The 12,733-nt window shown below is 63.6% G+C and carries 9 protein-coding genes and 1 pseudogene; 9 read left to right on the top strand and 1 reads right to left on the bottom strand.

Annotated features, from left to right (window positions below; all coding sequences use genetic code 11):
* The first annotated feature begins 122 nt into the window (after nucleotides 1-122).
* The 4 genes from ABIC03_RS06745 (at nucleotide 123) to ABIC03_RS06730 (ending at nucleotide 4,872) form a co-directional block, all read left to right on the top strand.
* Nucleotides 123-1,520, top strand: a complete 1,398-nt coding sequence (locus ABIC03_RS06745) for an enolase-like domain-containing protein (protein ID WP_354057523.1) — start codon at nucleotides 123-125, stop codon at nucleotides 1,518-1,520.
* A complete protein-coding gene (locus tag ABIC03_RS06740; RefSeq protein ID WP_354056550.1) occupies nucleotides 1,517-2,668 on the top strand; it encodes a Gfo/Idh/MocA family protein in 1,152 nt (383 codons plus the stop codon). The genes ABIC03_RS06745 and ABIC03_RS06740 overlap by 4 nt, the downstream gene beginning before the upstream one ends.
* Before the next feature lie 135 nt (nucleotides 2,669-2,803).
* Entirely contained in the window at nucleotides 2,804-4,009 is a 1,206-nt protein-coding gene (locus tag ABIC03_RS06735) for a dihydrodipicolinate synthase family protein (RefSeq protein ID WP_354056548.1), read from the top strand.
* Nucleotides 4,009-4,872, top strand: a complete 864-nt coding sequence (locus tag ABIC03_RS06730) for a sugar phosphate isomerase/epimerase family protein (protein ID WP_354056546.1) — start codon at nucleotides 4,009-4,011, stop codon at nucleotides 4,870-4,872. Before ABIC03_RS06735 ends, ABIC03_RS06730 begins: the two co-directional genes overlap by 1 nt.
* 136 nt (nucleotides 4,873-5,008) lie before the next feature.
* On the opposite strand, the gene ABIC03_RS06725 is transcribed toward ABIC03_RS06730, so the two are convergent.
* Nucleotides 5,009-6,229: a cytochrome P450 gene (locus tag ABIC03_RS06725; RefSeq protein ID WP_354056544.1), complete on the bottom strand. Its 1,221-nt coding sequence runs from the start codon at nucleotides 6,227-6,229 to the stop codon at nucleotides 5,009-5,011.
* A 107-nt stretch (nucleotides 6,230-6,336) separates the two neighbouring features.
* Here ABIC03_RS06725 and ABIC03_RS06720 point away from each other — a divergent pair, with 107 nt between their 5' ends.
* The 5 genes and pseudogenes from ABIC03_RS06720 to ABIC03_RS06700 all read left to right on the top strand — a co-directional run bounded on the left by ABIC03_RS06720 (nucleotide 6,337) and on the right by ABIC03_RS06700 (nucleotide 12,674).
* Nucleotides 6,337-6,885, top strand: a complete 549-nt coding sequence (locus ABIC03_RS06720) for a phosphonopyruvate decarboxylase (RefSeq protein WP_354056542.1) — start codon at nucleotides 6,337-6,339, stop codon at nucleotides 6,883-6,885.
* Nucleotides 6,882-7,471: pseudogene (locus tag ABIC03_RS06715) on the top strand (thiamine pyrophosphate-dependent enzyme). The gene ABIC03_RS06720 and the pseudogene ABIC03_RS06715 overlap by 4 nt, the downstream one beginning before the upstream one ends.
* Before the next feature lie 134 nt (nucleotides 7,472-7,605).
* Nucleotides 7,606-8,307, top strand: a complete 702-nt coding sequence (locus ABIC03_RS06710; protein WP_354056540.1) for a TetR/AcrR family transcriptional regulator — start codon at nucleotides 7,606-7,608, stop codon at nucleotides 8,305-8,307.
* Between the two features lies 1 nt (nucleotide 8,308).
* Nucleotides 8,309-9,502 (top strand): efflux RND transporter periplasmic adaptor subunit, encoded by a 1,194-nt coding sequence (locus ABIC03_RS06705; protein ID WP_275170481.1) that lies wholly within the window; start codon nucleotides 8,309-8,311, stop codon nucleotides 9,500-9,502.
* Between the two features lie 76 nt (nucleotides 9,503-9,578).
* Nucleotides 9,579-12,674, top strand: a complete 3,096-nt coding sequence (locus ABIC03_RS06700) for a MexW/MexI family multidrug efflux RND transporter permease subunit (RefSeq protein WP_275170691.1) — start codon at nucleotides 9,579-9,581, stop codon at nucleotides 12,672-12,674.
* Nucleotides 12,675-12,733 lie beyond the last annotated feature (59 nt).

Raw genomic sequence — 12,733 nt, 5'->3', positions numbered from 1 at the left:
GGATCAGCCTTAACTTCCGCGGCGTCATGGCCGGGCTTGTCCCGGCCATCCACGCCTTGCCCCGCGCGAGAGAGAACGTGGATGCCCGGGACAAGCCCGGGCATGACGACCGTCCTAGGACCATGCCGGTGCGCCTGAAGCTGCGAGACATCGCGTTCTTCGAACGACCCGTGCATTTCGCGCGGCCGTTCCGCTTCGGCGCGATCACGATCAACGCGACGCCGCAGCTGTTCGTGCGCGTCGAGATCGAGGTCGAGGGCAGAGGAGGCGCGGTCGGTGCCAGCGCCGAGCTGCTGGTGCCGAAATGGTTCGACAAGCGGCCGGAGTTGTCGCCGGCGCAGACTGTCGATGATTTGCGCCGCTCGCTGGAGATCGCGCGGGGGCTTTATCTCGCGCGGACCGGATTTCTCACGGCATTCGATCTGCATGCCTCGTGCATCGGTGCCCAGGTCGCAACTTGTGCGAAAAAGAACATTCCGGCGCTTGCCGCGGCTTACGGCCCTGCGGAAATCGACAAGGCGATCCTCGACGCGCTGCTCCGCGCCGCCGAGACCAATTTTTTCGACGGCATGGCCGGCAACATTGCCGGCATGGATGCGCGGCTTTCGCCCGACCTGAAGGAAACCGATCTCACGATTTTTCTAACCGGCCGGAAGCCGCTGTTGCGGGTTGCCATCAGGCATACCGTCGGCCTCGACGATACCGTCGAAGGCGAGGGCGGGGTTGCCGATGCCCGCGAGAACTCCGGTGCAAGATATTTCAAGCTGAAGCTGTCGGGTGATCCCGTCGCCGATGCAGCGCGACTGGCCCGCATTGGCAAGGAGCTCGATGCGCTGGAGCATGACTATAAGGTAACGCTTGATGCCAACGAGCAATATGCCGATCTCGCGGCGTTGCAGGAACTGATCGACCGGCTCGACCACGATACCGCGCTGCGATCGATTTCATCCAGGCTGCTCTATGTCGAGCAGCCGATGCCGCGCGATGTCACGAGGCAGTCGCCGCTCGGCTCGCTCGCTGCGCGCGGCTTTATCATCGACGAAGCCGACGATTCCTACGACGCGTTTCCTGCGGCACGGGCGCTTGGCTATCACGGCATCTCCTCGAAATCCTGCAAAGGGCTTTACAAATCCATCGTCAACGCGACGCGCGCGGCGAAATGGAGCGCGGGCGGCGAGAAGTTCTTCGTCACCGGCGAGGACCTGACCTGCCAGGCGGGGCTTGCCGTGCAGCAGGATCTCGCGCTCGGCGCCTTCGTCGGCATCACCCATGCCGAACGTAACGGTCATCATTACGTCGACGGCTTCGGTGACACGCCCGCCGCTGAAGCCCAGGCTTTCGCCGCCGCGCACCCGGATCTTTACGCCGATGCCGGGCAGGGCATCCGGCTCTCCATTCACCACGGCGATCTCCTGACGGGATCGCTTCACACAACGGGATTTGCGACGTCTGTCCATCCGGACTGGTCGGCACTGCGCCCGCTCGAACAGCCAAAATCACTTCAGGAGCAATCGGCATGACCATCCAACGCCTCGGCCTCATCATGAACGGCGTCACGGGCCGCATGGGCCTCAACCAGCATCTGATCCGCTCGATCGTCGCGATCCGGGAGCAGGGCGGTGTCCGCTTGAAGAACGGCGACCGCGTGATGCCCGATCCGATCCTGGTCGGCCGCAGCGCCGAGAAGGTCGAGGCCCTAGCCAAGCGCTACAACATCACGCGCTGGACCACCGATCTCGATGCCGCGCTCGCCGACAAGAACGACACCATGTTCTTCGACGCCGCGACCACGCAGGCGCGCCCCGGGCTGCTGACCCAGGCCATCAATGCCGGCAAGCACGTCTATTGCGAGAAGCCGATCGCGACCAATTTCGAGGAGGCGCTCGAGGTCGTGAAGCTCGCCAACGCCAAGGACGTCAAGCACGGCACGGTGCAGGACAAGCTGTTCCTGCCCGGCCTGAAGAAGATCGCCTTCCTGCGCGACTCCGGCTTTTTCGGCCGCATCCTCTCGGTGCGCGGCGAGTTCGGCTATTGGGTGTTCGAAGGCGGCTGGCAGGAGGCGCAGCGGCCGTCATGGAATTACCGCGACGAGGACGGCGGCGGCATCATCCTCGACATGGTTTGCCACTGGCGCTACGTGCTCGACAATCTCTTCGGCGAGGTCGAGAGCGTGAGCTGCATCGGCAACACCGACATTCCCGAGCGTTTCGACGAGCAGGGCAAGAAGTACAAGGCGACCGCCGACGATTCGGCTTATGCGACGTTCCACCTCAAGGGCGGCGCCATCGCCCACATCAACATGTCCTGGGTGACGCGCGTCTATCGCGACGATCTCGTCACCTTCCAGGTCGACGGCACGCTCGGCTCGGCCGTCGCCGGCCTTTCCGACTGCATGATCCAGGCGCGGCAGGCGACGCCCCGGCCGGTGTGGAATCCCGACGAGAAGCGGCTGCACGATTTCTACGGCGACTGGCAGAAGCTGCCTGACAACGTCAGCTACGACAACGGCTTCAAAGAGCAGTGGGAGATGTTCATCCGCCACGTCTATGAGGAAGCGCCCTACAAGTTCACCCTGCTCGAAGGCGTCAAGGGCGTGCAGCTCGCCGAATGCGCGCTGAAGAGCTGGAAGGAGCGGCGCTGGATCGATGTCGCCCCGATCAAGGTCTGAGGTCTATTGGACAAGTGTCGATATTATTGAGCCGTCATTGCGAGCGAAGCGAAGCAATCCAGAGTGCCTCCGCGGCGATAGTCTGGATTGCTTCGTCGCTTCGCTCCTCGCAATGACGGGGAGAGGTCTAAAATCATGAACAAGCCCGTCCAGCCCAAGCCCGTCCCTTCAACGTCGTCGTTGTCGCTCAAATTGCCGAAGGCCGATCGCTCGATCGAGACCTACCGGCTCGCGGCCTCGCGAACGTTTCCCGCAAAGCTCGAGGGCCCGCTGAACCGCATCGCGTTCTCGGCCGTCCATACCGTGACCGATCCCTTCGCTGACAACGACCCGTGGCTCTCCGCCGCCGTCGACTGGGACAAGACCATCGCCTTCCGCGAGCACGTCTGGGATCTCGGCCTCGGTGTCGCCGAAGCCATGGATACCGCGCAGCGCGGCATGGGGCTGGATTGGCCGACCTCGCTGGAGCTGATCACACGCTCGGTCGCGGCCGCCAAGCGACGCAACGCGTTGGTGTTTTCCGGAGCGGGCACGGACCATCTCGCGGTCGAGGACGCCAGGAATCTCGACGACGTGATCCGCGCCTATGAGGAGCAGATATCTGCGGTCGAGAAGGTCGGCGGCCGGATCATTTTGATGGCGTCTCGCGCGCTGGCGAAGCTGGGCCGCAACACCGACGATTACGCCAAGGTCTATGACCGCGTGCTGTCGCAGGTTCGCGAGCCCGTGATCATCCACTGGCTCGGCGACATGTTCGATCCGGCGCTGACGGGATATTGGGGCACCAATGATCTCGACAAGGCGATGGATATTGCGGTCGCCATTATCAACGGCAACGCCGCCAAGGTCGACGGCGTCAAGGTTTCGCTGCTCGACAAGCAGCGCGAGATCGACATGCGCAGGCGGCTCGACAAGCGCATCAAGATGTATACCGGCGACGATTTTAATTATGCGGAGCTGATTGCCGGCGACGAACAGGGCTTTTCGCATGCGCTGCTCGGCATTTTTGACGCCATTGCGCCGGCGGCGTCCTACGCCTTGTCGCGGCTTGCGGCGGGTGACGAAGCCGGCTTCCACGATGTGCTGGGGCCGACGGTGCCGCTGTCGCGGCACATCTTCAAGGCGCCGACGCGCTTCTACAAGACCGGCGTGGTGTTCATGGCCTATCTCAACGGCCACCAGGACCACTTCACCATGGTCGGCGGGCAGGAGAGCACGCGCTCGACGCTGCATCTGGCCGAGCTGTTCCGGCTGGCCGACAAGGCCGGGCTGCTTGCCAATCCTGAGCTGGCGACGCGGCGGATGAAGACGGTGCTGGCCTCGCACGGACTGGACTCCTGATGCGTGATTTCTCGTCCGATCATCGCTGGCTGTCGCTCAACACGGCGACAATCCGCAAGCAGGGTGACCTCGTCGAAATCATCGACGCCTGTGCCAGGCACGGCATCCGTGCCATCGACCCGTGGCGCGACCAGGTCGCAGCCGTCGGCCTCGACCGCGCCGCCCGCGCGGTGCGCGAGGCCGGCCTCGATCTATCGGGCTACTGCCGCGGCGGCATGTTCACGTCGGATGCATCGCGGCGGGGTGAGGTGCGCGACGACAACCGGCGCTGTGTGGACGAAGCCAAGGCGCTGGGGGCACCCTGCATTGTGCTCGTCGTCGGCGGCTTGCCGCAATATTCGCGGCCGGGCAGCGAAGCGTCAAAGGACATCGCCGGCGCGCGGACGCAGGTCGAGGAAGCGCTCGCAGATATGCTCGATTATGCCAAACAAGCAAAGCTGCCGCTGGCGATCGAGCCGCTGCATCCGGCCTATGCGGCGGACCGTGCCTGCGTCAACACGGCGAAGCAGGCGCTCGACATCTGCGACCGGCTCGATCGTGATCGCAGCGGCATGCTCGGCGTCGCGCTCGACGTCTATCACATCTGGTGGGATCCGGAGCTGATGGGGCAGATCGCGCGCGCCGGCCAGGATCGCCTGCTCGCCTTCCATGTCTGCGACTGGCTGGTGCCGACCAGGGACATTCTCAACGACCGCGGCATGATGGGCGATGGCGTGATTGATATCAAATCGGTGCGCGCAGCGGTCGAGGCGCAGGGCTTTGCCGGCTATTCGGAGATTGAAATCTTCTCCAACGACTGGTGGAGCAAGCCGATGGATGAGGTGCTGCAAACCTGCATCGCGCGGCACAAGACGGTGGTTTAGGCGTTCCGGAATTTGTTGCGCCCAGCGGCGCCGATGGCTTGAGATGTCAAATGGTTGCGCGGGATCACCGGCGCATCGCGCGCCGGTAACCTTCTACTGTGCATGGGGTTGTTTTCGCGTTTTTTTGTTTGAGGCCTCAGCCGATCGCGCAAGGCACGCTCAAAAAGCCGCGGAAGCGCACCCGTCCCCCCCTGACCGGCTGTCCGCTCACGGCGTAGTTCGGGAAGCGCGCCAAAAAGCGTGAGACCGCGATGGCTCCTTCCAGTCGGGCCAGCGCCATGCCGGCGCATTGATGCGCGCCCGTGGCGAAGGCGAGATGCCGGTTCGGTGTGCGCGCGATGTCGAAGCTCTCGGGGTCGGGAAACTGCGCCGGGTCGCGGTTGGCAGCGCCGATGCACAGCGTGATCGACGTGCCGGCATCGAGCATGACGCCGCCGAGTTCGACCCGCTCCGTGGTCATGCGGTTGCCGAGCTGGTTCGAGCTCTCGTAGCGCAGCATCTCTTCGACCGCAGTCTTGATCAGCTCGGGGTGGTCGATCAGCCGCCGCTTCTGATCCGGGTTGCGGTCGAGCGCCACGAGGCCGTTGCCGATCAGGTTGGTGGTGGTCTCGTGGCCGGCATTGAGCAGGAAGATGCAGTTGTGCAGCAGCTCCTTCTCGGTCAGCCGCTCGCCATTCTCCTCACCCTGGATCAGCCGCGTCAGCACATCGCGTTCGGGGTTGCCGGGCTTCGCTCGTCGGCGTGCGACCAGCGTTTCGAGATAGGCGAGAAAATCCGTCACGGCCTTGTTGCCGCGGGCAGCGACTTCAGGCGACACGACCGGTTCGAGGGCGCCCAGGATCGCCAGCGACCACTCGCGCAGCGGCGCGCGCTCGTCATGGGGCACGTCGAGCAGATTGCCGATCACCTCGATGGGAATCGAGGCGGCGAAATCCTCGATCAGCTCGCAGCTGCCCTTGGCGGCGATGGCGTCGAGCAGGCCGTCGACCAGCTTGACGATATCAGGCTCCATCCCCGCGATCGCGCGCGGCGACAGCGCGCCCATGATCAGGCGCCGCACGCGGGTATGCGCCGGGGGATCGTTGAAGACGAGGCTCGTGGTGTGGTGCTCGTAGAGCGGGGTGTCGCCGTATTTCGGCGCGAACTCGCGCTTCTTGTCCGAGCTGAACGATTTTGTGTTCTTGTAGGTCGTGACGAGATCGTCATAGCGGGTCAGGAACACGGTGCCGTTGCGCAGGCGCTTGACCGGCTCGTTCTCCCGCAGTGCACGATAGGTCGGGTAGGGATTGTCGTAGAACTCCGGCGTCAGCTTCTCCAGATCGAAACTGGCCGCCAGTTCGTTCGCACTTGCGTTCATGCCGCCATACTCGCCGGTTGAGTCCGATATGCTGTATTCGCTCTTTTGAGCGGCTCGGTTCACCGTCTACAGTCGAGGCCTGATTTGCAAGCCGACCGGACAGGAAAATGCACGCTGGCGCTGACGACACGGCCGCCGAGTCCAGCACTCATTGGCCCGACGATATTTTCGCGACCTTGCAACGCTTCGACGTCCGCCAGGTGCCCTACGTGCCCGACGCCGGCCATTCGAGACTGATCCAGCGCGTACTGGCCTCGTCGACGATGCGTGGCATTTCGCTGACGACGGAGGAGGAGGGCGTGGCGCTGCTGGCGGGCGCCTGGGCCGGCGGACAGCGCGGCGTGCTGTTGATGCAGTCGAGCGGGGTCGGCAATTGCATCAACATGCTGTCGCTGATCCCGATCCTGCGCTTTCCCTTCCTCACGCTGGTGACCATGCGTGGCGAGTGGGGCGAGTTCAATCCGTGGCAGGTGCCGATGGGATCGACCACGCAGGGCGTATTCGAACTCTCGGGAGTCAAGGTGCTGCGCGCTTCGACCGCTGCCGAGGTGCCGGCCGTGCTCGAGGCGGCGGCCGCGCAGGCCTATAACGCGCTCACGCCCACCGCCGTCCTGCTGTCGCAGCGCCTGATCGGCGCCAAGGTTTTCACCAAATGAGCAAGGCCAATCTCCTCGACCGCCGTCAGGTGGTGTCCACGCTGCTTGCGGACCGCAAGGATTTGGTTGCGATCGGCGGCCTCGGCGCCTCCACCAACGACATGTGCGCGGCCGGCGACCATGCGCGCAATTTCTACCTCTGGGGCGGCATGGGCGGGCGGCGATGATCGGCCTCGGGCTTGCCCTGGCGCAGCCGAAATTGCCGGTGCTGGTCATCACCGGCGACGGTGAGATGCTGATGGGCCTGGGCAGCCTTGCCACCATCGGCCTGCAAAAGCCGTCCAATCTCTCGATCGCGGTGCTCGACAACGAGGCCTATGGCGAGACCGGCGGTCAGACCAGCCACACCTCCGTCGCCGCCGACCTGGTCGGCGTCGCCCGGGCCTGCGGCATCGGGGATAGCCGGTCTGTCACGACCATGGCCGAGGTCGAGGCCTTCGCCAAAGCCGTCCACGACGTCTCCGCCGGGCCGCGCTTTGCCAATGTGAAGATCGACAGCGCCAATCTGGAGCGGATTTTGCCGAGCCGGGATGGGACTTACATTCTCAACCGGATCCGCGGCGACCTCGGCTTCCAGCCGATTTAGGCGATCCTTCCGGCGCCTCCGTCCTGCACGGAGGCCGTGTGGGCGCGGCGAATTTCCACTGAAATTACAACGCACTCAGGTTGCGATGCAGCATAGTGCTTGACTTTTGCGTGGGTGAGTGCTTACTCACTAGCATGAGCTCATTGCGTATGACGAGCGACCTGAGGCGTCAATTGATCCTCGGCGCCGCAAAGCGTTGCTTTGCCCGACACGGCTATACCGGCACCACGACCAAGAGCGTGGCGGCCGCCGCTGCCATTTCCGAGGCGCTGCTGTTCAAGCATTTCCCGTCCAAGGCCGCGCTTTACGCCGAAATTCTCAGCGACGAATGCGAGGCGGACCCGGCGCTCATGGAGCTGCTCGAACGCGAGCCGTCGACCGCGACGTTGGTCGAAGTGATCCGCGGCATGGTCGGGCATTTCATGCACATCGCCGACGGGCCCGACCAGAAAGAGGCCCAGCGCCTGCGATTGATGGCCACGAGTCATTTGGATGATGGCGAATTCGCTCGGTTGTTATATGCCAAGATCGAGACGCTGATCGGGGCGGCCTTCGTCGCCTCGCTCAAGCGTGCGGTTGCCGCGAGGGACGCGCGGCCATACAACGGCGAACCGCTCAACCTGTTCTGGTTTGCGCATCACACTGTGATGACGGCTGCGCTGACCAGGCTGCCGGCCACGCCGTGTCTCGCTTACGGCATGGCGAACGACCTCGAGCGGCAGCTCTGTGAGTTTCTCCTGAGGGGTATCGGACTTAACGACGCCGCAATTGCTGCGCATTTGGGCCGCGATCAGGCCGCGTGTGCGGACAAGGCGGCGATTGCAGAGAGTGCATGACATGAACATCGTCACCGAACACAAGATTTCGGGCGAACCGATCGACAACAAGGCTCCCAAGCGTCCGGTCCGGCCGGTGCTCTGGTTCATCATCGTCGGCACGCTTCTGGCCGTGCTCGTCGGCGGCCTCGTCTGGTTCAATTTTTTCCGCGGCCAGATGATCAAGCAGTTCTTCGCCAACAACAAGCCGCCGCCGGTCGCGGTCAGCGCCGCCGAGGCGAAGTCCGAGGTGGTGCCGAATCTGCTGACCGCCGTCGGCGGGCTGTCCGCCGTGCACCAGGTCGACGTCAGCGCCGACGTCAACGGCCGTGTCACCGAGATCAAGTTCGAGCCGGGCACGCATGTCGAGGCCGGCACGCCGCTGGTGCAGATGTTCGACGCACCGGAGCAGGGCGACCTTGCCAATTACAAGGCGCAGTCCACCGTCGCACAGCTGTCGCTCGACCGCGCCAAGCAACTGGCGTCGCGCCAGTTCGGCCCGCAGGCAACCGTCGACACCGCGCAGGCCGCGTACGATCAGGCGCTGGCGGGTATCGCCAAGACCGAAGCGTTGATCTCGCAGAAGCTGGTCCGTGCACCGTTCTCCGGCGATCTCGGCGTCCGCAAGGTCGAGGTCGGCCAGTATCTGACCGCCGGCACGGCCATCGTTTCGCTGACGGATCTGTCGGAGCTGTGGGCCAACTTCACGGTGACGGAAAAGGACTCGGGCAATCTCAAGGTCGGTCAGCCGGTCCGGCTGAAGGTCGACGCCTATCCCGGCCGCACCTTCGACGCCAAGATCACCACGATCGAGCCGCAGATCTCGGCCGACACCCGCAACATCCGCGTGCAGGCGACCATCTCCAATCCGGAGAAGATCCTGAAGCCCGGCATGTTCGTGACCACCACGGTGGTGCTGCCGGACAAGCCGGCCGTGGTCACCGTGCCGGAGACGGCGGTCGACTACACGCTGTACGGCGACTCGGTGTTCGTGATCACCGAGAAGAAGGAAGCTGACGGCAAGACCAGCCTGAGCGCGGTGCGCACTTTCGTGCAGACCGGCAACCGGGTCGAAGGCCGCGTCGAAATCGTCAAGGGCGTGAAGCCCGGCGACAAGGTCGTCGCCGTCGGCCAGCTCAAGCTGCAATCGGGCGCGGCGGTGTCGATTTCGACCGACCCGGCTCCGCAGATCCCGGCGCAGCCGCCGCGCTACTGACATCGTACACGTTGCAGCATGATCCGGCACGGCCGGGTCATGCGCTTTGCAAGTCAAAGAAATCGAGATCGCCGCGATGCGCTTTACTGATATTTTCATCAAACGCCCGGTCCTGTCGGTCGTCGTCAGCCTGCTGATCCTGCTGATCGGCCTGCGCGCGGCGACGACGCTGCCGATTCGGCAATATCCGAAGCTGTCGAACACGGTCATCAACATCACGACCGTCTATCCGGGCGCGTCCGCGGACCTGATCCAGGGCTTCATCACCACCCCGATCGAGCAGGCGGTCGCTTCCGCCGAAGGCGTCGATTACATCACCTCGTCCTCGGTGCTCGGCACTTCGACGATCCAGGTCTACATCAAGCTGAATTTCGATCCGAACCAGGCGCTGACCGAGGTTCTGGCCAAGACGAACTCGGTCAAATATTTGATCCCGAAGGAATCCAACGACCCTATCGTCACCAAGACCACGGGCCAGACCACGGCCGTGATGTATCTCGGATTCTCGTCCGAAGAGCTGTCGGGCTCGGCGATCTCAGACTATCTGACGCGCGTTGTGCAACCGGTGCTGTCGACCGTCGATGGCGTGGCTTCCGCCGACATTCTCGGCGGCCAGACCTTTGCGATGCGGTTGTGGCTTGATCCCCTGAAGATGGCGGGCCGCAACGTGTCGCCTGCGGATGTTGCGACCGCGATCACCGCCAACAACTTCCAGTCCGCGGCGGGACAGACCAAGGGCTATCTCATCGTCTCGAACGTCTCGACGAATACCGGCCTGACCGACGTCAACCAGTTCAAGAAGATGATCGTCAAGGCCAAGGACGGCGGCTTCGTGCGGATGGAGGACATCGCCACCGTCGAGCTTGCGGCCCAGAGCACGGACGCGAGCGTCGCCTTCAACGGCGAGCACGCGATCTTTATCGGTGTGCAGGCAACGCCGCAGGGCAACCCGCTGACGCTGGTCAAGGGCGTGCGGGCGCTATTCCCCGAGTTGGAGCGCAATCTGCCGCCGTCGATGAAGATGAAGGTCGCCTACGATTCGACCAAGTTCATCCAATCCTCGATCGACGAGGTCGAGAAGACGCTGGGTGAAGCCGTGATCATCGTGATCGTGGTGATCTTCCTGTTCCTGGCGTCGTTCCGTTCGGTCATCATTCCCGTCGTCACCATCCCGCTGTCGATGATCGGCGTCTGCACGCTGATGCTGGCGCTGGGCTTCAGCTTCAACCTCTTGACCCTGCTCGCGATGGTGCTCGCGATCGGCCTCGTGGTCGACGACGCCATCGTCGTGGTGGAAAACATCCATCGTCATCTGGAGGAAGGGAAAACGCCGGTCCAGGCGTCGCTGGAAGGCGCGCGCGAAATCGTGGGTCCCGTCGTCTCGATGACCATCACGCTCGCGGCCGTGTACGCGCCGATCGGTTTCCTCGGCGGCCTGACCGGCTCGCTGTTCCGCGAATTCGCCTTCACGCTTGCGGGCTCGGTGATCGTGTCCGGCGTGATCGCGCTGACGCTGTCGCCGATGATGTGCTCGGTGCTGCTGAAGAACACAGAAGAGGGTCGCTTCGCCAAGCTCGTCAACAAGGTGTTTGGCGCACTGACGCGTTGGTACGGGCGCAGGCTCGACCGCTCGCTCGACTACAAGGCCATCACCGGCCTGTTTGCGGTGACCATCCTCGGGCTCGTCGGCTTCCTCTACATGCACACGTCGAAGGAGCTGGCGCCTGAGGAAGACCAGGGCATCGTGTTCGCGGTGACCAAGGCGCCGAAATACGCCAACATCGACTACGTCGACTTTTACGGCGAGAAGCTCGACAAGGAATTCCAGAAATTCCCCGAGACCGATCTGCGCTTCGTGCTGAACGGCATCAACGGCCCGCAGGGCGGTATCGCCGGCATGCTGCTGAAGCCGTGGGAGGAGCGCAAGCGTTCGTCGATCCAGCTGAAGTCGCTGGTGCAGGCCGAGCTTTCCAAGATCGAGGGCGTGCAGGCGTTCGCATTCAACCTGCCGCCGCTGCCAGGCGGCCCAGGCGGCCTCCCGGTGCAGATGGTGATCAACTCCACCGCCAGTTTCCAGACTGTCTATGAGCAGATGGAGAAGCTGAAGGCTGCGGCCCGCAAGAGCGGAATGTTCATCGTTTCCGACAGCGATCTCGCCTACAACCAGCCCAACGTGAAGGTGACGATCAACCGCACCAAGGCGCAGGATCTCGGCATCAGCATGCAGAACCTCGGCAGCTCGCTGGCGGTGCTGCTCGGCGGCAACTACATCAACCGCTTCAACCTCGAAGGCCGATCCTATCAGGTCATCCCGCAGGTGCCGCGCGGCCAGCGGCTCTCGCCGGAATCTCTTGCCGGCTACTATGTGACCACCAACACCGGCCAGCAGCTTCCGCTCTCGACGGTGGTGTCGATCGAGACCAAGACCGAGCCGAATTCGCTGACACATTACAATCAGCTCAATTCGGCGACCTTCTCGGCGGTGCCGATGCCCGGCGTGACCGTGGGTGCGGCGGTCGACTTCCTCGAGAGCGAGGCCAAAAACCTGCCGCAAGGTTTCAGCCATGATTATCTGGCTGACAGCAGGCAATATGTGCAGGAAGGCAACCAGCTCGCGATCACCTTCGGCTTCGCGTTGATCATCATCTTCCTGGTGCTGGCGGCGCAGTTCGAGAGCTTGCGCGATCCGCTGGTGATCATGATCTCGGTGCCAATGGCGATCGTTGGCGCGCTGATCCCGCTATTCTTCGGCGTGGCGACCATGAACATCTACACTCAGGTCGGTCTGCTGACCTTGGTGGGCCTGATCACCAAGCACGGCATCCTGATGGTGGAGTTCGCCAACGAGCTCCAGATCAACGAGCGGCTCGATCGCCGCTCCGCCATCGAAATGTCGGCTCGCATTCGTCTGAGACCGATCCTGATGACCACGGCAGCGATGGTGACGGGCCTGATCCCGCTCCTGACCGCGACCGGCGCAGGCGCGGCCAGCCGCTTCTCGATCGGTCTGGTGGTTGTCGCCGGAATGTCGATCGGCACGTTGTTCACGCTGTTCGTGCTGCCGGCGGTCTATGTGGTGCTGGCGACCGACCATCGCGCGGCGGCCGATTCCGAGCGGAACAAGCAGGTCAACGATCTGGACCTCGGCTCCAAGGCGCTCCGGCCGACCTGAGGCCGCAAATCGAGGAACCCGAGGGCGGCAGCGGCCAATCCGCTGCCGCCCTTTTCTAT

The organism is Bradyrhizobium sp. RT6a (assembly GCF_040547675.1).
Classification (GTDB): Bacteria; Pseudomonadota; Alphaproteobacteria; order Rhizobiales; family Xanthobacteraceae; genus Bradyrhizobium.
Note: the sequence above shows the minus strand (reverse complement) of the source record. Positions and strands in the feature narration are given on the sequence as shown.